25 protein-coding genes and 2 pseudogenes are annotated in these 22,598 nt (G+C 37.4%); 8 read left to right on the top strand and 19 right to left on the bottom strand.

Translation table 11 applies throughout. The features are described from left to right. Nucleotides 1-76: 76 nt before the first annotated feature. Nucleotides 77-994: a WD40 domain-containing protein gene (locus tag FGL31_RS02020; RefSeq protein ID WP_138089552.1), complete on the top strand. Its 918-nt coding sequence runs from the start codon at nt 77-79 to the stop codon at nt 992-994. Here the strand turns inward: FGL31_RS02020 and FGL31_RS02025 are convergent. The 5 genes from FGL31_RS02025 to dacB all read right to left on the bottom strand — a co-directional run bounded on the left by FGL31_RS02025 (nt 966) and on the right by dacB (nt 6,886). Continuing rightward, nucleotides 966-1,799 (bottom strand): TspO-related membrane protein, encoded by an 834-nt coding sequence (locus FGL31_RS02025; protein ID WP_138089553.1) that lies wholly within the window; start codon nt 1,797-1,799, stop codon nt 966-968. The genes FGL31_RS02020 and FGL31_RS02025 overlap by 29 nt on opposite strands. Before the next feature lie 48 nt (nt 1,800-1,847). Then, nucleotides 1,848-2,324: a free L-methionine (R)-S-oxide reductase MsrC gene (msrC, locus tag FGL31_RS02030; protein ID WP_138089554.1), complete on the bottom strand. Its 477-nt coding sequence runs from the start codon at nt 2,322-2,324 to the stop codon at nt 1,848-1,850. 203 nt (nt 2,325-2,527) lie between these two features. After that, nucleotides 2,528-3,112 carry a Holliday junction branch migration protein RuvA gene (gene ruvA, locus FGL31_RS02035; protein WP_099372721.1) on the bottom strand — a complete coding sequence of 195 codons (585 nt, stop codon included), beginning with the start codon at nt 3,110-3,112 and terminating at the stop codon, nt 2,528-2,530. A 9-nt stretch (nt 3,113-3,121) separates the two neighbouring features. Then, nucleotides 3,122-5,407 (bottom strand): NADP-dependent malic enzyme, encoded by a 2,286-nt coding sequence (locus FGL31_RS02040; protein WP_099372722.1) that lies wholly within the window; start codon nt 5,405-5,407, stop codon nt 3,122-3,124. A gap of 48 nt (nt 5,408-5,455) precedes the next feature. After that, nucleotides 5,456-6,886, bottom strand: a complete 1,431-nt coding sequence (gene dacB, locus FGL31_RS02045) for a D-alanyl-D-alanine carboxypeptidase/D-alanyl-D-alanine endopeptidase (protein ID WP_232046184.1) — start codon at nt 6,884-6,886, stop codon at nt 5,456-5,458. A 128-nt stretch (nt 6,887-7,014) separates the two neighbouring features. Here dacB and FGL31_RS27360 point away from each other — a divergent pair, with 128 nt between their 5' ends. From FGL31_RS27360 to FGL31_RS27365, 3 genes are read left to right on the top strand one after another with little or no spacing between them, the layout of a single operon-like run. Beyond that, on the top strand, nt 7,015-7,272 hold the full coding sequence (locus FGL31_RS27360; RefSeq protein ID WP_262709021.1) for an aminopeptidase P family N-terminal domain-containing protein: 258 nt from the start codon (nt 7,015-7,017) through the stop codon (nt 7,270-7,272). After that, nucleotides 7,245-8,345, top strand: coding sequence for an aminopeptidase P family N-terminal domain-containing protein (locus tag FGL31_RS02050; RefSeq protein WP_262709022.1), 1,101 nt, complete (start codon nt 7,245-7,247; stop codon nt 8,343-8,345). The genes FGL31_RS27360 and FGL31_RS02050 overlap by 28 nt, the downstream gene beginning before the upstream one ends. Nucleotides 8,346-8,364: 19 nt before the next feature. After that, nucleotides 8,365-8,790, top strand: coding sequence for a M24 family metallopeptidase C-terminal domain-containing protein (locus FGL31_RS27365; protein WP_262709219.1), 426 nt, complete (start codon nt 8,365-8,367; stop codon nt 8,788-8,790). Nucleotides 8,791-9,319: 529 nt separating this feature from the next. On the opposite strand, the gene FGL31_RS02055 is transcribed toward FGL31_RS27365, so the two are convergent. The 14 genes and pseudogenes from FGL31_RS02055 to FGL31_RS30460 all read right to left on the bottom strand — a co-directional run. After that, nucleotides 9,320-10,621, bottom strand: coding sequence for an alpha-L-fucosidase (locus FGL31_RS02055; RefSeq protein ID WP_232046185.1), 1,302 nt, complete (start codon nt 10,619-10,621; stop codon nt 9,320-9,322). Next, on the bottom strand, nt 10,575-10,841 hold the full coding sequence (locus tag FGL31_RS24260) for an alpha-L-fucosidase (RefSeq protein WP_232046186.1): 267 nt from the start codon (nt 10,839-10,841) through the stop codon (nt 10,575-10,577). Before FGL31_RS24260 ends, FGL31_RS02055 begins: the two co-directional genes overlap by 47 nt. A gap of 82 nt (nt 10,842-10,923) precedes the next feature. After that, nucleotides 10,924-11,931, bottom strand: a complete 1,008-nt coding sequence (locus FGL31_RS02060) for a sialidase family protein (protein WP_232046187.1) — start codon at nt 11,929-11,931, stop codon at nt 10,924-10,926. 124 nt (nt 11,932-12,055) lie between these two features. Further along, entirely contained in the window at nt 12,056-12,658 is a 603-nt protein-coding gene (locus FGL31_RS24265) for a SusD/RagB family nutrient-binding outer membrane lipoprotein (protein ID WP_232046188.1), read from the bottom strand. Beyond that, nucleotides 12,648-13,226 carry a hypothetical protein gene (locus tag FGL31_RS24270; RefSeq protein WP_232046189.1) on the bottom strand — a complete coding sequence of 193 codons (579 nt, stop codon included), beginning with the start codon at nt 13,224-13,226 and terminating at the stop codon, nt 12,648-12,650. The genes FGL31_RS24265 and FGL31_RS24270 overlap by 11 nt, the downstream gene beginning before the upstream one ends. Before the next feature lie 32 nt (nt 13,227-13,258). Beyond that, complete coding sequence (locus tag FGL31_RS27370; RefSeq protein WP_317130944.1) at nt 13,259-13,456, bottom strand: SusD/RagB family nutrient-binding outer membrane lipoprotein; 198 nt, start codon at nt 13,454-13,456, stop codon at nt 13,259-13,261. Continuing rightward, nucleotides 13,434-13,724, bottom strand: coding sequence for a SusD/RagB family nutrient-binding outer membrane lipoprotein (locus FGL31_RS24275; RefSeq protein ID WP_512745605.1), 291 nt, complete (start codon nt 13,722-13,724; stop codon nt 13,434-13,436). Before FGL31_RS24275 ends, FGL31_RS27370 begins: the two co-directional genes overlap by 23 nt. A 530-nt stretch (nt 13,725-14,254) precedes the next feature. After that, nucleotides 14,255-14,458, bottom strand: a complete 204-nt coding sequence (locus FGL31_RS02070; RefSeq protein WP_138089555.1) for a hypothetical protein — start codon at nt 14,456-14,458, stop codon at nt 14,255-14,257. Nucleotides 14,459-14,612: 154 nt separating this feature from the next. Next, nucleotides 14,613-15,647 carry a SusC/RagA family TonB-linked outer membrane protein gene (locus FGL31_RS02075; RefSeq protein WP_171017519.1) on the bottom strand — a complete coding sequence of 345 codons (1,035 nt, stop codon included), beginning with the start codon at nt 15,645-15,647 and terminating at the stop codon, nt 14,613-14,615. Further along, nucleotides 15,613-16,170 (bottom strand): hypothetical protein, encoded by a 558-nt coding sequence (locus FGL31_RS02080; RefSeq protein WP_138089557.1) that lies wholly within the window; start codon nt 16,168-16,170, stop codon nt 15,613-15,615. Before FGL31_RS02080 ends, FGL31_RS02075 begins: the two co-directional genes overlap by 35 nt. A gap of 116 nt (nt 16,171-16,286) precedes the next feature. Continuing rightward, on the bottom strand, nt 16,287-17,042 hold the full coding sequence (locus tag FGL31_RS02085) for a TonB-dependent receptor plug domain-containing protein (RefSeq protein ID WP_171017520.1): 756 nt from the start codon (nt 17,040-17,042) through the stop codon (nt 16,287-16,289). Nucleotides 17,043-17,115: 73 nt separating this feature from the next. Beyond that, complete coding sequence (locus tag FGL31_RS02090) at nt 17,116-17,874, bottom strand: ROK family protein (protein WP_138089559.1); 759 nt, start codon at nt 17,872-17,874, stop codon at nt 17,116-17,118. Next, nucleotides 17,849-18,160 (bottom strand): hypothetical protein, encoded by a 312-nt coding sequence (locus tag FGL31_RS02095; RefSeq protein ID WP_138089560.1) that lies wholly within the window; start codon nt 18,158-18,160, stop codon nt 17,849-17,851. Before FGL31_RS02095 ends, FGL31_RS02090 begins: the two co-directional genes overlap by 26 nt. 45 nt (nt 18,161-18,205) lie before the next feature. Then, a pseudogene (locus FGL31_RS30460) lies at nt 18,206-18,298 on the bottom strand (hypothetical protein); the annotation flags it as partial. A gap of 214 nt (nt 18,299-18,512) precedes the next feature. On the opposite strand from FGL31_RS30460, the gene FGL31_RS24280 reads away from it, so the two are divergent. The 4 genes and pseudogenes from FGL31_RS24280 to pnp all read left to right on the top strand — a co-directional run bounded on the left by FGL31_RS24280 (nt 18,513) and on the right by pnp (nt 22,488). Continuing rightward, nucleotides 18,513-18,749, top strand: coding sequence for a hypothetical protein (locus FGL31_RS24280; protein ID WP_232046190.1), 237 nt, complete (start codon nt 18,513-18,515; stop codon nt 18,747-18,749). Nucleotides 18,750-18,768: 19 nt separating this feature from the next. After that, entirely contained in the window at nt 18,769-19,725 is a 957-nt protein-coding gene (locus FGL31_RS02100; protein ID WP_232046191.1) for an acyltransferase family protein, read from the top strand. 120 nt (nt 19,726-19,845) lie between these two features. Beyond that, nucleotides 19,846-20,124, top strand: a complete 279-nt coding sequence (rpsO, locus tag FGL31_RS02105; protein ID WP_099372729.1) for a 30S ribosomal protein S15 — start codon at nt 19,846-19,848, stop codon at nt 20,122-20,124. Nucleotides 20,125-20,344: 220 nt separating this feature from the next. Beyond that, nucleotides 20,345-22,488, top strand: a pseudogene (gene pnp, locus FGL31_RS02110) (polyribonucleotide nucleotidyltransferase). Nucleotides 22,489-22,598: the final 110 nt, after the last annotated feature.

A 22,598-nucleotide genomic window follows, 5' to 3' on the forward strand; every position in this document is an offset into this window, starting at 1 on the left:
TTTAAAAGATAAACTAAGGCTAATCTGAAAGGATTGGCCTTTTTATTTTGTGTTTGCAAAGGTATATTTGTAGAACATGAATCTAGAGAATAACGAAATCAACCTACTCGGTACCCTTACAGGTCATCAAAACCCAATCTTTGCTTTGGCAGTATCAAGCATCAATCCCGACACTTTATATACAGCAGGAAATGATAAAGGTGTTGTAGAATGGGATTTGAAGAGCATGAGCTTTAAACGATTATTGTGTAAGGTCGGAAGTTCTGTTTATTCTCTTCTATCTATTCCAGAAACATCTTTATTGACAATAGGTATGCGTTCTGGACAGCTGTTGGTGGTTGATACGGATACGCAAACCCTTAAGGCCAACTTAAAGACGGAGAGCGGAGCAATATTCTCAATAAAGACTATTCATGCCAAGAAAGAATTAATAGCCATTGGTGAAGAGGGAATGGCCTACGTTTGGAGCCTGGAAAATTTTGAGCTTCTTTATCGGTTTAAGGTTTCAGAAACAACGGTCAGAGTAATAGAAGTCCAACAATCAGGAAGTGTGGTAGCATTTGGGGACAAGAATGGTGAAGTTCATTTGTTCAATTCTGAGGATTTTCAGGAAATTCAACGGAAGAAAATCCATGAAATGCCAGTTACTAGCCTTCAGTTTGAACCTTCAGGCAACCTTTTTTCAGGAGGTAGAGATGCGAAATTATACAAATTGAATCCTAATCTAGACGTAGTTCAGGAAATAGTCCCCCATATGTTTACGGTCTATGGAATTGAGTTGAATAAGGAAAAGAACCTGATAGCAACAATTAGCCGCGATAAGACTTTGAAAATTTGGAACCTCGATGACCTGAAGCTGATCAAAAATATTTCAAGAGATCGAGGTTATGACAGTCATTATCTTTCTATCAATGCCTTTTTATGGGATGCTGACAGAATTATAACTGTAAGTGATGATAAATCCGTTAAGATATGGCAGGAGGTTCTTCCATAATGTTTGCTGCAATTCTTCGCCTTACCGTGCAACGATAGTAATTATAAGCGGTTAATATTCCTCCTACAGCCATGGCCATAATAAGATATGGTTTGATGTCGTAATTATCTGAAATTGGGTTTTGGCTGAACTTATAATAAACCCCATAAGATCCCCATGCTAAAACTGCAGAAACTGATGGCAAGAAATAATAATATGAATAAACAGCCATTGCAATAGTGACCAAGACTAGTATCAATACATTTAAATAGAAAAATAATTCTTCTCCAATATGCACCGAATTTTTAGATAACACCGCTGCGATATTAAATCCAAGGACAAACATTAACCATCCTGTATACACTCCAAATCCAAGACGTATAAAATATCGGGTAACGGAATTTGAGGTTAGCCTTTTGATGTTAATTCGCCTATTAATCATGAAAATAGTGACCAGGCACACTGTTGAGTAAAGTATGGACCACATAAAAAAATCATTATGTTTTAAGGTCATACTTAATCCTAATGCCATTTGATTTAATATCAATAAGTAGTCGATTTTCTCGACTTTTTTAACTGTATTTATATTGAGTTGAGTGTCTTGAGATCCTTGATACATCATATAAGCCGCCATGATCATAATAAATCCGACGAAAATCCAGATTTTGTAAGTGAATTTTGCTGGAGTTAAAAATGAAGGATAAAAAGCGATTGTATCGGTAAACGAGAAATTAAAAAAGTAACCATTCTCTAATGATGCTATCCAAACGAAGTTGAGAGCAACAATCAGTAGATTTAACAGAGAAAAAGTCCTTGGTGCCTCCATGCCTTGGTTAATAGTTAGATGTATTTGGTGGCACAAATATAATAAATTTTACTGAGATGTAAAGACTTCTAAAATGGCTATTAAGTATTTCTTGTCGATTAAGTCAAAAGAGTCCAGTTCTTGGCTATCAACATCCAATACTCCGATGCATTTGCCGTCTTTGATGATGGGAATTACGATCTCAGATTTTGATAATGAGCTGCAAGCAATATGGCCTGGGAATTCTTCCACGTTTGGTACAATAAGGGTTTCTTGCTGTGCCCACGCTGATCCACAAACACCACGATTATAAGCTATTCTAGTACAAGCAACAGGTCCTTGGAATGGTCCCAACACCAATTCATTGTTCTCCACAAGGTAAAATCCTACCCAAAAGAAGTTGAATTGCTCCTTTAACGCAGCACAGATGTTTGCCATGTTTGCAACAGCATTTGTTTCACCAGTTAATAAACCTTTAATTTGAGGCAACAGAGCTTGGTATTGCTGTTCTTTTGTTCCTTGGGATATATGTAAGTCTTCAGCCATTTTGGTAGTATTAAGTATTTGAAAAGAAGTATTTAGTATAAAGTATTTAGTATTCAGACTTGTGAAGTCTATGTAGTGCTATGATAGCATAAACCAATCTTGATACATTTAAATATTAAGTTAAAATTTATGTTTTGCTGATCGGTTTTATACCGATCTGAGCGAATTCAGAACCTCTAAATACTAACTACTAACTACTTTTTTTACAGTTTTTTCAACGCTGCTTTAATCATTTGTTCTACTGTGAGGTCAGGTTCTGTTGTGGAAATAGCTTGCAGGACTTTTTCTGCTTGAGCTTTCGGGAATCCCAACATAACAAGTGCCGTTAATGCTTCTTCTGAAGAAGAAGGTTTTGAAATCGGCAAAGGGATAAGCGCGTCTGGGCCTTGTTTTTTCAGTTTGTCTTGAAGTTCAAGGATTACTCTTTGCGCCGTTTTAGGACCGATTCCTTTTATTTTCTGGATGACATTGACCTGTCCGCTAACAATAGCCTGCTGAATTTCCTCAGGTGTAATTGACGAAAGCATCATTCGGCCTGTATTAGGTCCGATTCCTGAAACTGAGATCAAATGATGAAACAAGTGTCTTTCAGCTTCCGTAGCAAAGCCATATAAAGTTTGCGAGTCCTCACGGACCTGGAATGATGCATATAGTTTGCAGTCTTCTTGGTCTTTTATCTGACTGTAAGTTGTCAATGAAATATGTAGGTAGTAGCCGATCCCACTCACGTCTAGAACAACGTGAGTAGGAGCTTTGACTACTAATTTACCTTTAAAATATTCGTACATAAGCTAAGCTTATTTATTCTGTGATTCTTTTTCGTGTTCGATTGCATCAACTACAGCAATCGTTACCATGTTCACAATTTCACGTACCGAACTATCTAATTGTAATACGTGAACTGGTTTGTTCATACCTAAAAGTACAGGACCTACGGCCTCTGCATTTCCTACTTCTTGAAGAAGTTTGTAGGCAATGTTTCCTGACTCTAAGTTAGGGAAAACCAATGTATTTGCTGGTTCACCATTTAAAGTAGAGAATGGGAAGTTGTCTGCCAATAGATTTTTGTTGAGGGCAAAGTTGGCTTGGATTTCTCCATCAGCAACGATTTCTGGATGTTCTTTGTGAAGAATCTTTACCGCATCTCTCACTTTGTCAGAGATGTCTCCATCATTCGAACCGAAGTTTGAATATGATAACATCGCTAATCTAGGCTTAATATTGAAACGCTTCACTGCAGCATCCAATAGCACTGATATATCAGCAAGTTCCTGCGCATTAGGGTTTGCATTTACAGTCGTATCACCAAAGAACAAAGGTCCTTGACTAGTCAACATGATATACATACCTGCTACTCTGCTTCCTGGTTTTGCACCAATTACCTGTAATGCCGGGCGGATGGTAGAAGCATAATTACGCGTAAGACCTGAAATCAAGGTATCAGCTTCGCCGAATTCAACCATACTTGCTGCAAAGTAGTTACGGTTGGTCATTAACTTGCGAGAATCAAGTTTGTTGATCCCTCTACGCTGTCTTTTGTTATAAAGGTGGTCTGCATATTTTTCAAATCTGTCAGATTTGATTTCTGCTTGAGGATCAATAATTTGAACGCCGTCCAGCTCGAAACCATATTCTTTGATTAATCCATTGATTTTCTCTTGGTTACCCAAAAGGATAGGGAATGCGATGCCTTCTTCTTTAACGATTTGTGCAGCACGAAGGGTTTTATAGTTGTCAGCTTCAGCAAAAACAACACGCTTAGGGTTTGATTTAGCTTTAGCCGTCATTGTACGAACTAATCTGTCATCTTTACCCAATCTTTTGCGAAGTTCATCACGGTAAGCATCCCAATCTTCGATTACTTTACGAGCAACACCTGATTCAATTGCAGCTTTTGCAACAGCAACAGATACTTCAGTGATCAAACGTGGATCCGTAGGTTTTGGAATGACGTAGTCGATACCAAAACGTAGGTTATTTGTGTTGTATGCAATATTTACTTCTTCAGGGACAGGTTGTTTTGCAAGTTCAGCAATAGCTTTAACAGCTGCGATTTTCATTTCTTCGTTGATTGCTGTCGCTCTTACGTCCAAAGCACCGCGGAAGATATAAGGGAAGCCTAATACGTTATTAACTTGGTTAGGGAAATCCGAACGTCCTGTACCCATAATGATATCATCGCGAGTATCAACAGCTAATTCATAAGCGATTTCAGGATTAGGGTTTGCCATTGCCAAAACGATAGGTTTTGGAGCCATTGTTTTCAACATTTCAGGCGTCAATACGTCTGCTGCTGAAAGGCCGATAAATACGTCGGCACCATTTACAGCATCTGCCAAGGTATGGATATCTCTATTAGTCGCCCATTCTGCTTTAGTTGGGTCAAGGCTTTCTCTATCATTGCGAATAACACCTTTGCTATCTAACATCACGATGTTTTCTTTGCTCGCACCAACGGCCACATACATAGCAGTACATGAGATTGCTGCAGCCCCTGCACCATTAACAACGATTTTAACATCAGCGATGTTTTTTCCTTGCAATTCACAAGCATTGATTAAAGCAGCTCCTGAGATAATAGCAGTACCGTGTTGGTCATCGTGCATGACAGGGATGTTCATTTCTGCTTTTAATCGGCGTTCGATTTCAAAACATTCTGGAGCTTTGATGTCTTCTAGGTTCACACCTCCGAAAGTAGGCTCCAATGCTTTTACGATATTTACAAATTCATCAACATTTTTGGTATCCAATTCAATGTCAAACACATCGATGTCGGCAAATATTTTGAACAATAATCCTTTACCTTCCATCACTGGTTTACCAGCTTGCGCACCGATATCTCCAAGTCCCAATACCGCAGTACCATTACTGATTACGGCTACTAAATTTCCTTTAGCAGTATATTTATAAGCGTCTTCGTTGTTTTCTGCAATAGCCAAGCAAGGTTCAGCCACACCTGGAGAGTACGCTAAAGAAAGATCTCTTTGCGAACTGTGCGGTTTTGTAGGAACCACTGCTATTTTACCCGGACGCCCCATAGCATGGTAGTTTAAAGCGTCTTTTTTTCTGTTGATGTTACTCATTACAATTTAGTTTATACTTATTTTTCACGATTATCACCTAGTAATAATCTACTTTAATACATTTAATAATTTGAACATGCGCTGGCGCATCTCGCCCGCAGGTCCTTGATAATTGTTGACAAGCAAAGCAAAAGTATACTCTTGTCCATCACTTGATTTTTGATAACCCGTATAGCCCAATACTCCTCCAATAGTGCCGCTTTTCATGGAAGTTCCATTAATCGTAGGTAATGATTTCAGGAATTCATCGTACCAAGGTCTCGTTTTGGCATATTGCATGATCTTGCCCATTGCCAAAGTCGTAACTCTGTTTTGTGGAGAAAGTCCAGAACCATCAAAGGTGTTAATGGCACTTGGATCAATGGATAATTTGTTCTGCCAATATTTAGAAACCAAATCTGCAGCATCTTCAGTGTCAAAATCCATCGCTGAAATTCCGCCAATGATTTTCAAAAGTGACTCACCATAAAGGTTGATACTCTTTTGATTGAACCAGTGTACAATCTGACCTAAGGTTGGCGATTTTGTTGAAAGGATAATATTTCTATTTCCATTCATCAAAGATAATGAATCCATATTCATCAATCTTTTAGCTGTAATAATTGTATCAGCAATTAGGATAGAATCTTTGTTCAATGTTTCTGCCAATGCATATGCTAAATCCAGAGCTGGGTCTGGCACTGATATTTCAATTGTTTTCTTCAAGTCGGCTCCATAAGTTCCTCTTAGGAATACTTCTGTGGAGTAGGGTGCCGAGTATGCGTAAACGTTATCTCCGGAACCAACACTTCCAGTTTTCACTTCATTGATAAGCTTAAAGAAAGGAGGTGTGTTGACTGGGTTTAAGGTTGCAGGTTGGCCAGATTTTCCAACCGTGAAATTAACGCCCAATTTATTCTCTTTCCAATTCAATGCTGATGTGCCAGCTCCATAGTAGTTTCCAATATCAGTCCACATCCATGTACCTGGTACATCATAGCCATTGAACAGTTTATCATCAGCAATGATTTTCCCGTTGATGTTTTTGATTCCTGCTTTTTTAATAGCATCAGCCCACTTTGTAAGCATTACTTCAGGTTTTGTTTCAGCATATCTGTCGCTGCCTAAGGTAGGGTCACCTTTACCTTCAATGATAATGTTGCCATTCAATGTTCCCAAAGAATCAATTTCTCCAGTGTAAGAAAGGTCCGTTTGAAATGTGAAATCCGCACCTAGGAGGTCCAGCGCTGTGATTGAAGTGATTACTTTCAGGGTAGAAGCCGTTGGCATTCCAATCTGATTGTTACTGTCAAAAACGACTTCACCAGTTTTAGAGTTAATTACCGTCAAAGAAGCCATTCCGTTCTTAAGGGATGGGTTCTTACGAAAAGTTTCAAATGCCGTTTGAACTTTTGATTTTATTTCTTGTGCTTGAAGATTGTTAATGCCGGCTAGGCTTATAACAGCTATGAAATAAAAAAATGAAAAAAATCTTCCCATAGGTAGCAAATATCGTAATCTACTGCACAAGTAGTACATTAAAATTGTAAAATTTCAAATGTATGATGAAGTAAATGTATTAATTGTGAGAGTTTTTATAACTTGCGCGTATTATTAAAAATAACATAATGAAATACATCGAGAAATTAGCTTCCATCCGCCAAGAGATGAAAGAAAAGGGTGTAGATGCCTATATAATTCCTTCCTCAGACCCTCATATCAGCGAATATTTACCGGATAGATACAAATGTATAGCTTGGACTTCTGGCTTTACTGGTTCAGCTGGAACTTTGGCAATTACCCAAGATTTTGCTGGTTATGGACAGATTCTAGATATTTTGTTCAAGCTGCTGAACAATTGGAAGGAACTGGATTTGAACTGGTAAAATTGCAAGTTCAAGGAAGAGCAGAATATGCCACATGGTTGGCAAAGAACCTGGAAAAAGGTAATACCGTTGCTTTTGATGGCAATTTAGCTTCTGTTGCGGTAGCACAAGCCGTAAAGAATGAACTAGAACCCCTAGGAATAAATGTGAATGGTCATCTTGATCTATTAGACCCTATTTGGGAAGGTAGACCGGATTTGCCAAAAGATAAAGCCTATCTAATTGATGAAAAAACTACCGGTCAATCTACAACAGATAAGATCGCTGCCATCAAGAACATACTCAAAGATAAAAGAACAGACACACATTTTGTATCATCATTGGATGATCTTGCTTGGATTTTGAACATCCGTGGAAATGACGTAAACTGTAATCCTGTTGTTCTAGGTTTTCTTATGATTCAAGGTGATAAAAACACCTTGTTTATACAAGATGGGAAACTTTCCGCTGCGGATATTGCAACATTAAATGCTGCAGGTGTTGAGGTTGCTGATTATAGCAAAGCATTTGATGCTGTTAAGGGAATCTCCACTGAAAGAATTCTTCTGGATCCTAAAAAGACCTGTTTTGCAATTTATGATTCTGTGCCTGAAGGTGTGAAAATTGTCGAAGACATGAACCCTTCAACCGCCTTGAAAGCCATAAAAAATGAAGTGGAAATCGAACATACAAGGAATGCAATGGTGAAAGATGGTGTGGCTTTGACCAAATTCTTTAAGTGGGTAGAAGAGAACGTTTCTTCTGGTAACCTATCAGAAATTTCAATCGCTGAAAAACTTCAAGAATTGAGAGCTTCATCGGAAGGTTTTGTTGACATTTCGTTTGATACCATAGCAGGTTATAGAGAACATGGTGCATTGCCTCATTATAAAGCTACCGATTCAAGCAACTCGGCCTTAAAACCGGAAGGTTTGCTTTTGGTAGATTCTGGTGGTCAATACACTGATGGAACTACTGATATAACACGTGTTATCTCTTTGGGTAATATTACTGCAGAAGAGAAGAAAGATTATACCATTGTATTGAAAGGTACTATCGAAGGCTCTCAGGCAGTATTCCCAAAAAGGGACTAAAGGATATTCTATTGATGCTATTACGAGAAGGCCTATCTGGGAAACTTTCAGAAACTATGGTCATGGGACCGGGCATGGTGTTGGCTTCTTCCTGAATGTTCATGAAGGACCGCAAGTATTTAATATGGCCGCAATCGATATCCCTGTAGAAGAAGGGATGATTACTTCAATCGAGCCTGGACTTTACAGAGAAGGTGAATATGGTATCCGAATTGAAAACTTGGTGCTTTCCAAAGTTGTTGAAAGCAATCAGTTTGGTGAGTTTATGGACTTTGAAACCTTAACCATCTGTTATATTGCTACGGATTTGGTAGATAAGTCGGTGTTGGATAACAAGCATGTAGAATGGTTAAATAACTATAATGCTTGGGTATTTGAGAAACTGTCGCCGAAATTGGACGAAAACGAAAAAGCTTGGCTGAAAGAGAAGACGAAAGCGATATAAGACAATTTGGCCACTGTATAGGCAATCGCTCAACAAAAAATAGTTTCCTCATCTTGCGATGAGGAATGACACGATTTGTTGGAAAACATGGCGTTGGAGGAAAAAATAGAGGTTCGCAAAAGCGAACCTCTATTTTTCCTCCAACGCCTCTCATCTCCTAAGGGACGTGTTATTCCTTAGCTTTAGCTAAGGAAACCATTTTTTGTCGTAATTCAATTATGTATGTAGATCGACATTCCTTAGCTATTGCTTGTTAACCAATGCTTAATTCTACCTAGTTTCCTACCTTAGCCACCTTACTTCCTTTCCAACCAAAATTCTATTAAACAATATCGCCTGATCTGCTGAAAACTCAATTACTATTTCCTTTGGATTTGAAATTGTTATCTTTCCGTTGGTCACATCCAGAAACTCTTCTACATACCAGTTTCGTTTGGCTCAACAGTGACTTTTCCATTTGGTTTTGCCATGCTGGACAGAGAATTGTCCCCTTCTTTTATGGTCAGTTTAACGTCCTTTCCTGTCCCCATTATGGATGGAAGATTCTACTGTGTATTTTCCAGCTTCTGGGAGGTAGACTTTCCATTGTACTTTTCATTTGGTTTAAGGACAAGGTGGTCAGGTTTGTTCCGTCGAATGCTTTGAACTCGAGATTTTTTGTGGTTGTATTTTTGGCGTTTAATGAAAAACCACCAAAAGTAGATTCCGCAACGACTTCTTTATCTAATTGCAGATCGTTTAAGGTTACTTTTAGCACTGAAACATAGGGATCTGGCTGTTTTTCTGGAACTTTGATATGAAGGATTGGTCTGAATTGTTCAAACTTTACCTCTTGGGCATTATCTCCGTTCAAGACTTCGATCTTTTTGGGCTTACTGCTAATACCCGTAACGCGAAGGATTTTATCCAATGGCCAGTTGTAAACATGGAGAAAGAGTTCCTTTGTGTCATCATTGATCGTCATTTTCCCCCAATCATGTTGTGAGAAACGTATTGGCAACCCTTTATTTTTATACACTGACTTTCCATATTTCTGCAACCACTCGCCCATGTCTTCCAATCTTTGAACTCCTTCATAGGGGACAGATCCATCCGCCCTTGGACCGATATTCAAGGTATAAGACCCATTTAAGCTGACATTATTGATTAATGATTGAAAGAGTTGATTGGTGGATTTCCATTCATTTTCCAATGCATTGAATCCCCAAGAATGCGCGATGGTACCTGGAGTTTCCCAAATATGGTCTGTATATGCTGACCCGAATTGATTGTCGCCCAAAGTTTCGAAATCCACATGTTCATTTTCAATAGGAAACCCGAGTCTGGAGTTTATTAAACAATTGGATTGTAATTGGTGAATCATCGTTGCCAACTGATCCAATTGTTCTTTTTTGATAATGCTTTGTTGGTAAGGAATCCACATATCAAACCACATCATAGCGATATCACCATAGTTGGTTAAGAGTTCACGAACCTGTGGTATCACTTTTTCTTGCCAATATTGGTTGTATTGTTGGTCAGTGACACGACCGGTCACTTCTTGATTATGGCTCCAACCGTATGGATGTTGCCAATCAATCCAATGTGAATAATAGAAACACAGTTTTATTTGATGTTTTTTACAAGCATCGGCAATTTCTTTAATAACATCACGATTAGAACCACTCAGTTTTGGCAATGAATAATCTCCAACCTTAGTGTCCCAAAGAGCAACACCGTCATGATGCTTGGAGGTGATGATAATGTATTTCATGCCAGCTTTTTTGGCTAGTAATACCCACTCTTCAGGGTTTATTTTTGTCCCAGTCAAATCTTTTTGCCAATTCGCCATATTCTGCTTCTCCGATGCGGTTTCTATAGCGGATCCATTCTGCATAATTGTTGGGATGTCTTAAACGCTCGCCTTTCCATATTCCTTCTGTGGCACTGTACAAGCCCCAGTGAATAAACATGCCGAAACGATCGTCTTCAAGCCATTGGGCTCTGTTTGTTTGGGCAAAAGAAAATACGCAGCTAAAGAACATAAGTATAGCTATGAGAAGGTGCTTCATGATAATTTTATCTGATTTTTAACAATTAAATTGGGTTCACCCAAAGATAAGATTTTAGTTTAAGGCTCAAGGATTACATGCTTTATATTCTTTCGGTCGAAAGTATAAGTAATGTGTACTTTTCCTTTAGAATCCTGAAAGATGGTAGGATAGCTGTATTCCCCTTTATCTTCATTTTCAAGTTCCATAAATTTTCTCCCCAATCCATTCCGTCTGTTGAAGCTGCAATATTGAGTTTTGCTCTTCCTTCCCACCATTCCTTACCCGGAATGTCAGGGTTATAAACAATCCAATAATCTTTGCCAACGGCAATAGCATCTGTACCTGAATTTGGATTGACAAGATTCGTTTTCTCGAGATTAGACCATGTTTCTCCGTTATCCTTTGACCAAGATGAAATCACCGAACCCTCTCTGCTGCGGCATAATACTTGCAGACTATTATCTGGGTGAATCAACACACTTGGCTGAATTACATTGAATGAAGATTCATGGTTGATTGGGTATTTTTTCCAATTATTCATGTCCAGATCAGCGATTTCAACGTGAGCAATCCAACGGGTTTCAGATATTTCCTCACTCGAAGGAGCTATAATGGTTCCATTTGCCAATTGTTTAGGTTTGTTTTTGATTGGTCCTAAGATTCCTTCAGGAAGTTTCTTCGCCTCAGACCAGGTTTTACCATTATCGTCCGATTCCTTGACCATTCCCCACCATTCCCTAGGATTAGGCCCAACTTTATAGAAAAGATAGACTTTGGAATCTCCATTTTTTCTGAATAAGACCGGGTTCCAACACGGATAGGTTTTATCTGAAATTCCATCCGCCCAGATCTTTGGTTCGGACCATGAATCGCCATCATATACGGATCCCCAAATCTTAACATCTGGATTCCCTTCACGAGAACCAGCAAACCATGTAGCCAAAAGCTTTCCATCCTTCGTTTCTTCAATACTGGATGCATGGCATTGAGCGAAATGTTTACCTGTCTCGAAGATAAATTCTGATCTCAGAATTTTTGGAATAACAGATTGAGCAAACGAATTTGCCGTGACAGTGAGAAGGAAGAGGAGGCAAGTGACGGTTTTCATTTTTAATGACTTAGGGTTAGGAAACTATTGAGACTTTAAGATAAGAAAAAATGATTCTTTGGTTAATAACATTATAAAAAAAACGACCGAAATTACTTCGGCCGTTTTTTTTATTTGTTAGTGATTATTGTTTTTTAGCCCACCATAATGGAGTAAATATTTGATCTTCACCTCCTAAGAAAGTCACTGCCTTATCATAGTTTGCTTGATCAGCATTTTTAAATGAAGATGGATATCTTAATCTTTGTGGGAAGAAATTCAATTGATTTTTGGAATAATTTCCTGATGTAATTTGCGGCATTGTTGCAATAGGCTGTTCAACCGCTGGATTTTCAAAGAAAGGTAATCCTAATCTTCTATGATCGCTCCAAGCCTCTAAAGGTAAATAAGGAAAAGATGCAATGTATTTCTGGGTAATGATCTTTGTTAATTTGTCATTTTTAACTGTACCGTTTTTGTAAATTGTATTTGATGGATAAGCAATTTGAGCGGTACCATTAGCTCCAGTATATGCATCTTTGTATTTTACTGAAAAAGTTGCTGAAGGTTCAGTCGTATGATCGTATTTTACAGATGTTCCTACTCTATTGTAATTAGAAGAGGATAAATATTCTGCCAAATGAGCCTCAGCTCCCCAATATTCAAAATTCTGTTCTATTCCTTTTTCATAAGCTTGTTTGTCAGACATTGGAGTTGCCCAACCTTTCAAACCAGCTTCAGCAATCAAGAAATAGCTTTCCCAAGAAGCAAAAAAACAATCTTTTTTGAGTGCTAGTTCTAAATTTGTTAATCATCCCTGGTATTCTACCGTTTTGTCCTCTAAATACAATTGTTGAAGCTTTTCCGCCCCATGTTCCAGTTGAAAATGCATTCCAAGTGTATTTAGCATCGATTTCATCAGTTCTAGTATCAGAAACTTTAATGCTTGCAGCTTGATTGCTTGCTGCTGCCCAATACTGTGGATCTGATGTGTTTCCTGGTACAAAGAAAGCTTTATATGCTCTTGGATCCATTTTGTTAGGAAGACCGTCTAAATAATATCCTTGAGAAGGATCGTTAGACATTGTAGAGAAATTATTTAAATAGCGAATTCCTAAATCATTTTCATCTTTAATTTTAGCAATTAAATCAGGGTTATCAAATTGATTTTCAGTTTTTACACCACCTAATCCTATAAAAATATTATTTAGTGTTGCAGATAGAAGTTGAGTATTCCATCCTCTTGACATTACTCCAGTTAAAGGATCCCAACCATCCTTTTTCTTGAACACCAAAATTATGATCTTTATTTTCAATGAACTTATTAGTTGCTACGGCAGCTTCAAATTCAGATTTTGCTTTTGCGGCATCTACTTCTTGACATTCTCATAGATAATCTCATTCTCATAGAATTGGCATATCTTATCCAGTTTTCCCAATTAAATTTATACGCTGCGTCATAAGCTACAATATCTGTTGATGAGATTTTTTTCATCAATTTAGAAGTTGCATCTTTAAGTTCATCAAGCATAAAGTAAATACACATCTTTAACTGAATTAAACTCAGGATTTTTTCCCTGAAATGCAGCAACTGGAGCTGGTCCAAAATTGTCTGTTAATTCACTCATTAAATAAACTCGCCAAATTCTTGCTACTTGTTTTATGTTTTCATTATAAGGCTGAGCAGTTCCGTTTGCTGTTTGTTTATCTGCAATTTCAATTGCAGCATTAGCATTATTAAGCCATTCTGAAAGGTATCTCCAGTAATCGCCTGTATAGGAATCATCGTCAATTCCCATATTAAGGGAATTCAAGTAGTGTTGTCTAGCAGCCGTTTTCCAATAGATTACAAATACGCGTTCTGCTACATGAGGGTCTTGTTGGGAACCAATAATAGAATTATTTAGGAAATATTCAGGTTTTACCTGATTTTTCAGTCGCTGCCAGTAGGGCTAGTATTAATTTCTTCGAATTTACTGCATGATACTGAAAGTGTACCAATTAATAATCCTACTGTTATTTTAGATAATATATTTTTCATGATTTTCAGGATTAAAAGCCAACAGCTATATTAAAGAAATAAGATCTGGAGGTAGGGAAAGAAAGATATTCAAAACCAACTGCATTGGTGCTCAGAGCAAATGTCGACTCTGGGTCTACACCTTTTCCCATAGCTTTTCAACATTGCAAGATTGTTTAACTGAGAAACCAATTTTAGCACTCTTCACAACAGAAGATTTTAAAATATGAGATGGCAAACTATAATTAACCATTAGATTCCTGATACGAATATTTGTAGCGCTTAATAAATTTTGTTCAGTAATACCAAGATTCCCGTTTCCTGCTACTGCAGACCAATAGTCTTCTGGTGAAACTTCTTTGGAATTATATTTGAATAACCATTATTTTCTTGAATCACACCATCTACAACAAAGTTATTTCTTTCGCCATTTACGACAGTTTCAGCAGAATTACCATTTAATTGAATAGCACGATGTGTTCCCGCGAAAAATTTACCTCCAAAACGTCCATCAATTTGAAAGCTCAATCCGATGTTTTTTGTAAGAAAATGAATTCGTTTAATCCTACTAAGGCCCTAGCAGTTTGGTCCCCCAAAAAATAAGGGCCTCCGTCCGCTTTTTGAGGAAGTCCTGTTTGAGATGCAAGGATTAATTTCCCGAAATGTTTCAGAATTTTCATCCTCAACTCTTAAAAAATTTAGTTCCGTATATTGCACCGTATCTTTTACCAGCTTCAGCAAAAATTCTTACATCATCATATCCACCAAGGGTAAGGCGATCCACTTCTGAGTGCAACTCAATGATTTTGTTTTCATTTTTTGAAACATTAGCTTTCATATTCCATTTAAATTCAGTGTTTCTCAAGATATCCGCATTTAATACTACTTCAAAACCTTTATTTTCAATGTTTCCAGCATTTGCTTTAAAAGCAGTGTAACCAGAAAGATTATTCATTGGAATGTCAATCAACTGATTTGTTGAATTATTTTTGTAATAAGCAAAGTCTAATCCAATTCTATCATTAAAAAATCTTGTTTCGAAACCTACCTCAAAACTTTTTTGTAATTCATTTACTACTCCAGCATCATATTTAACATTTTGTTTAGATGCTGTCGTGTTGTTGTTAGGATCTACACCAATATTATATGTGTTGTATAATTGATAAGGTCCCATATCTCTACCAGTTTCAGCATAAGATGCCCTAATTTTTGCGAAACTAAACCAAGTTGGTAATTCACCAGTGCGTCGAATCAAATCTGAGACAATCAAAGATGTACTAACTGAAGGGTAGAAATAGGAATTATTGTCTGGATGTAAAGTTGATGTCCAGTCATTTCTTCCTGTCAATGTGATGTACCAAAAATTATCGTAATTGATATCTAAACTTGAATAGATTGAATTTATTTGTTTTTCAGAAATACTTTCAGATATTCCAGGATTTCCAATACTGTTTCCTAAGGTAAATAAATTAGGCACTCTTAAATTTCCCGCAGAAGAGTTCAAGGCATTTCTGTTTGTTTCCATTATTTGGCCAAACAATGAGATAGCACCACCCCATTTACCGAATAAATTGTCTTTTCTTGCATGTAGACTTGCGATATAATTGTTTTCGTAGAATTTGTCTACACCAGTAGAGTAAGAATTATTAATATGACTACCTGTATATGTTTTTGATTCATATTTAGTATTGTACATATCTGTTCCAAAATCTAACATCGGCGCTCAACCAGCTGTTGAAATCATATTTTACTGTTGCATTCATGAGGTATCTGTCACGAGTGTCAGTGCTCAATTTATTATTTACTGCCCAGTATGGATTTATTCCAGTGTCTTCTAAATACCAAGTTTGGTCAGCACCTAAAACGTTCATTCCATTTTCAAATTGAGTGATATCCAATGATCTTGGAAACAATAAAACTTGAGCATAATAGTTGCCATCATTTTGTCCACCTACGGCTCTATTATAAGCCATATTTTTCATGTATTGAACTTTGATGTCCGTACTCCATTGGTTTCTTTCGCCGAATTTCGCATTCACTCTATTAATCAAGTTTAACCTATTTAACTTCATTCCAGGAGTTTTACTGTTGTCATGCAAATAAGTGGCAGATGAGTACAAATTAACCTTGTCAGAAATCGCTTGCTGGAAATTGATGTTTTGAGTTGTGTTAAATCCAGTTTGAAAGAAGTTCGCCATATTGTCGTGAACAGACAGATTAGTTTTTGAACCATCCCACATATCAACTGATTGACCAGAGATTTTTTCACCCCAAGAAGTAGTTGCTAACCTTCCGTAAATTCCGCCTGCACCTTGTGAAAATTGGTCTTTGCAATTCAGGGATCATAAAAATGTTCTCAAAACCAGTAATTGTTGAATAAGATATACCAACACCTTCTTTTCGCTTTTCCTGATTTAGTAGTAATTAAAATTACACCGTTAGATGCTCTAGAGCCATAAAGTGCAGATGCAGCACCACCCTTTAAAACCGACATACTTTCTATGTCTTCAGGGTTTAAATCTCCTAAACCACTCCCCATATCCGCAGTTGGGTTCCAAAAATCATTATTTGATGCACCTACAAAGTTATCCATTGGAACACCATCCACTACGATTAACGGTTGGTTGTCTCCAGTTAATGAATTAAAACCTCTAAGGATAATTTTTGAAGAGGAAGCTGGACCTCCCGATCCTTTTACCACCTGTAAATTTGAAACTTTACCTGCAAGAGCATTGGCAATATTGTTTTCCCTTGCATCGGTTAATGTTGTTCCTTGTACCTCTTGGAATGAGTATCCTAGAGATCTCTTTTCTCTTTTTATACCCATTGCTGTTACTACTACTTCGTCGATGTTACTTTCATCTTCTTGTAGATTTACATTATGAGTATTTGAGCTAACTGTAATCTCAAGAGGCTGAAGTCCAACACTTGTAAAGCGAATTGTCTGACCATTCGATGCTTCAATTGTATAGTTACCAGCAGCATCTGTTTGAGCTGCTTTGTTGGTACCTACAACTGTCACGCTAACCCCTGGAATACCTGCTCCATTGGCGCCTGTTACTCTCCCCGTAACAGATTGTTGTGCAAATAACGTGGTTATGCATAGAAGCATAACTAAGGTTATACTGCAACATTTAGAGTAAAAATTGCTCATTTGTTGATAAATTAAATTAAGTAGTTTGTTATTATTCTGATACTAGTTGTTTGTAAATATTCTTATCCGCATTTAAAATGCAGATACAAGCTGAACCTAATAATTGGATATTTGCCGAGTCTGAAAACTCGATTAGTGTGTTTTTTGATAATCTTTGAATACTGAACTCTAAAATTGCACTTTGAATTTTTGGAAGTAAAACTTCCTTAGCTTTCGAACCTCGACCACTAATGACAACCATCTCAGGGTTGATAATATGTATGAGTGTTGAGATTCCTTTTCCGAGCATATAACCGATTCGATTTATTGCCTCCATAGCTAGTTGATCTCCCTCTGTTGATGCTTCTAAAAGTTGGTCACCTGTAATGAAGCCAAATTTTTGATATTCTCTTTGTAGAGAGGATACTTCACCAGATTTTAATGCTGAGGTTGCTGAGCCAACCGCTGCTAAAATGGATGCTTCTACTTCTAGACAACCTTTCTTTCCACAAGAGCATAATTTGTTTGAGTCAGAAAGAGGTATATGACTGAATTCCCCAGCATATCCTGAATGTCCACGGTATAATTCTTTGTCTAATATCATTCCAAGGCCTACACCCCAATTTAAGTTTACCACCATGACATCGGAAGTCGCTTTCGCTTTTCCGAATTTATGTTCAGCAATAGCAATTGCTGATGAGTCGTTCTCTACAAAAGTTGGAATGTGAAACTCATTTTGAAGGTTGGTTTTTAAATCGTAAAAATGAGAAGATTGATTGTAAGAATTATTGCGGCCAGTTTTGCTGTCCACAAAAACCTGGAATGGTAACGCCTATGCCATATATTTGGTTCACATCAATTTCCTTAATGGTTCTTTTAATCAATTCAATCACCATTTGAAATGAGCCATCCTGTTTTATGTCTATACTTTCTGTATTAATAGGAGATTTAAATTGATTTTTAAAATCAATTACAGCGACAGAGGTATAAAATTGATCGATAGCCACAGATAGGATGAATGGTAGTTGGTTTGGGTTTGGCACGAATTGAGCCGCACGCCTTCCTCCAGTTGAGGGAGCAAGACCATCTTGTTCCACAAGGTTTAGCTGTACCAATTTATTTACTGCGTTCGTAATATTGGGCACACTTTTTCCGATTGAAGAACTGAGTTCGGCAATCGATTGCGGATTTGTAAAATATAATCGCTTAAGTATCGATAATTTAAGGCTATCCAAGGCAATAAGAGTTGTTAATAATGAGGTAAAGTTATGTTAAAAATAAAGTAACATCCAAATACTTTTTAAAAAAATTAATAAGTCATGCAAATCATATTTAAAAACGCATATATGTTAGACGTTTTGGTGCGGTTTTATGCCATTTTAACCATTATCAATATTCTTATTTGCATTTTTCTGACTGTTTAATTGTAACTTCGATTGAATATAAATTATGAAACAGCGATATTATTCTTTAGATGTCTTTAGGGGAGCGACAGTTGCCTTAATGATCATGGTTAATAATCCTGGTACATGGTCGCATATGTTTTCACCATTGAAACATGCGCCATGGCATGGATGTACACCGACAGATTTGGTATTTCCTTTCTTTTTGTTTGCGGTAGGTAATGCCATGTCTTTTTGTAATTCCGCGATTGCAGGAGGCTGGAGATCAGGTTTTTTGGCGTAAGGTAATCAAAAGAACGATTTTGATATTCTTAATAGGACTAGGTTTGAATTGGTTTCCATTTGTCCAGTGGTCAGATGGAGCATTGCAATTCAGGGAATGGGTGAGCAGCACAGATCCTGACAAAGGAGTTCGAATATTGGGGGTTTTACAACGGATAGCAATTGCATATTTCTTTGCGTCAATACTTGCTTATTATTTCAAACCACGGACCCTGATTTATATCTCAGCAGCCATTTTAACTGGTTATTGGGGATTGTGTGCCTGGTTGGGTACCGGAGATCCATATTCTTTAGAAGGTTGGTTTGGTACTGCGATCGACAAACAGATATTGGGAGTAGCACATATGTATAAAGGTGAGGGTGTTCCATTTGATCCGGAAGGTTTAATGAGTGCAATGCCAGCAGTAATACAAGTAGTTTTTGGATATCTGGCAGGTGTCTTTATTAAGAAGCAAGGCTCTGTTGAATGGTTATGGACAAGAGTCCCGGCAAGTCATGAGCCACATTTCAAGTTGTTGTCTGGCATGTTTGTTACAGGATTTATTTTATTGGTATTAGCCTGGACATGGTCTTTGGGCTTCCCGATCAACAAAAAAATATGGACCAGTTCATATGTTCTTTACACCACGGGATTGGGTATTTTGACAATCGGTACCATGATATGGTATATTGAAGTGCAGGGAGTGAAGAATTGGTTGACTAAATTCTTTGATGTTTTTGGAAAAAATCCCTTGTTTATTTTTGTGTTGAGTGGTTTGTTGCCGAAAACATTAGGATTGATCCGGATTCCAAATGGTGTCAATGAATTGGGTGAGGAAAAGTTCACCACACCTTTGTCTTGGTTTTACCAAAATGTTTGTGCTAAGCTTCCTGGACCTCCGGAGTTGGGATCATTTGCATATTCATTGTGTTTCTTGGCATTTATGTGGGCCATCTGTTACTGGTTGGATCAAAGAAAAATCTATATCAAGGTGTAATTTAAGGTGCTGAAATATAGATTGTTTAATATTTGCAGAATATATTTCTTGTTTTGAATATAGAATGTTAACTTTGCACGCAATTAATAAAATTTTTAACGCTTTAATATTATTCACGAAATGTATTTAAGTAAAGAGTACAAAGCTGAAATCTTCCAAGAATTTGCGGGATCAGCAGAAAACACAGGTTCTGCAGAAGGACAAGTAGCTTTATTTACAAAAAGAATTGCTCACTTAACTGGGCACTTGAAATCAAACAGAAAAGATTTTAACACACAACGTTCACTACAAAAATTAGTAGGTAAACGTCGTTCATTATTAGCTTATTTGTACAAAAAAGATATCAACAGATATCGTGCTATCATCAAAGGCTTAGGCTTACGTGATATCATCAAATAAGCATCTGTAAAGAGCTTTATCAAAAGGGTTTTGACATGGTCAAAGCCCTTTTTTATTTTTTACCTCATTTTTTTGGGTCCAAAAGAGGTTTTACATGCAGTAAAATTTTGCTGTCATGCGGTTACGCAATAAATTTTTAATTACCTTTGTGCGATTAAAAATGTCAAAATTAAATTGGTGCATGTTATATTAGAGGCAAATGCATCACAAAGAAAACACAATGAGTTATAACGAAAAGAAAGTTACAATTGAAATGGGTGGCGGACTGGCACCTATTGAATTGTCTACTGGTAAATTAGCAAAACAAGCTGATGGATCAGTTGTATTAAAGCAAGGAGATACGATGTTGCTAGCTACGGTAGTATCTTCAAAAGAACCAAAAGCAGGAGTGGATTTTTTACCATTATCTGTAGATTACCAAGAGAAATACGCGGCTACAGGCCGTATCCCAGGAGGATTTTTACGCCGTGAAGCAAGATTGTCAGATTATGAAGTCTTGATTTCACGTTTAATTGATAGGGCTTTACGTCCATTGTTCCCAGAAACTTACCACGCTGATACGCAAGTAATGGTAAGTTTAATTTCAGCAGACAAAGAAATTATGCCAGATGCATTGGCAGGATTAGCAGCGTCTGCAGCAATTGCTGTTTCTGATATCCCTTTCAACGGGCCTATCTCAGAAGTACGTGTTGCAAAAATTGATGGTGAATTAGTCATTAACCCAACTGTTTCTGCATTAGAAAAAGCATCATTAGAATTTATCGTTGCCGGCTCTGCACAAGATATCGTCATGGTAGAAGGTGAAGCTAAAGAAATTTCTGAGGCTGAAATGGTAGAAGCAATTGCATTTGCACACGAGGCGATCAAAAAACAAGTAGCTGGTCAGATTGAATTGGCAAACTTGGTAGGTTCTCAAGCAAAACGTGATTTCAACCACGAGCCTTCAAACCCAGAATTGAAAGATGCAATTTACGCAGCAACCTATGATCAGGTTTATGCTATTGCAAAATCAAGATCTGCAAAACATGAACGTACTGATAAATTCGCTGAAATCGGAAAAGCATTCTTTGAGACTTTAGGTGAAGAGATCGATGAAGAAACTGAATTCTTAATGAAGAAATATTACCATGATGTTCAGTATGATGCTGTTCGTAACTTGGTATTAGATGAAGGAATCCGTTTGGATGGTCGTGATGTTCGCACAGTACGTCCTATTTGGACAGAGGTAGATTACTTACCTGCTGCTCACGGTTCAGCCGTGTTTACACGTGGGGAAACACAGTCATTGACTTCAGTTACATTAGGTGCTAAGGATGATGAACAAATGATCGATGGAGCATTCTTCCATGGTTACAACAAGTTTATCTTGCACTATAACTTCCCAGGTTTCTCAACAGGTGAAGTAAGACCAAACAGAGGTCCAGGCCGTCGTGAGGTTGGTCATGGTAACTTAGCAATGCGTTCATTGAAACAAGTTCTTCCTACAGAAGACAATCCCTATACTATCCGTGTTGTATCTGATATCTTAGAATCAAATGGTTCTTCATCTATGGCAACCGTATGTGCGGGTACTTTAGCATTGATGGATGCAGGTGTTAAAATCTCAGCTCCAGTTTCTGGTATCGCAATGGGATTGATCACTGATGAGAAAACCGGAAAATATGCTATCCTTTCAGATATCTTAGGTGATGAAGATCACTTGGGTGATATGGACTTTAAAGTTACCGGTACTGAAAAAGGTATCGTAGGATGTCAGATGGACCTTAAGATCAATGGTCTTAAATGGGAAGTATTGACTCAAGCTTTAGATCAAGCTAAAGAAGCTCGTTTACATATTTTGGGAGAAATGGCTAAGACTATTTCTGCTCCTCGTGAAGATTACAAACCTCACGCTCCACGTATCATCCAAATCTTGATCGATAAAGAATTTATCGGTGCTGTGATTGGACCAGGTGGTAAAATCATCCAAGAAATGCAACGTGAAACTGGAGCTACAATTTCTATCGAAGAAGTTGATAACAAAGGTGTCGTTCAAATCTTCGCTGATAATAAAGAGTCAATCGATGCTGCATTGGCAAGAATCAAAGCAATCGTTGCTAAACCAGAAATCGGTGAGACTTACGAAGGTAAAGTTAAATCTATCATGCCGTTTGGTGCTTTCGTAGAAATTATGCCGGAAAAGATGGTTTACTACATATCTCAGAAATTGATTGGAAACGTCTAGAAACTATGGACGGTGTATTCAAAGAAGGTGATATGGTTACTGTTAAACTTCTTGACATCGATAAGCAAGGTAAAATGAAACTTTCTCGTAAAGCTTTATTGCCACGCCCTCCAAAAGAAGACAAACCTAAGGAAGGATAATTATTTAGACACTAGACAATAGGTACTAGATATAAAAACAAAAAAGTCAGGGCATTTGCTCTGACTTTTTTGTTTTTTAAATGTTACGAGTATAGCGTGTTTATATTTTG

The organism is Sphingobacterium daejeonense, assembly GCF_901472535.1.
In the GTDB taxonomy this organism is placed as follows: Bacteria; Bacteroidota; Bacteroidia; order Sphingobacteriales; family Sphingobacteriaceae; genus Sphingobacterium; species Sphingobacterium daejeonense.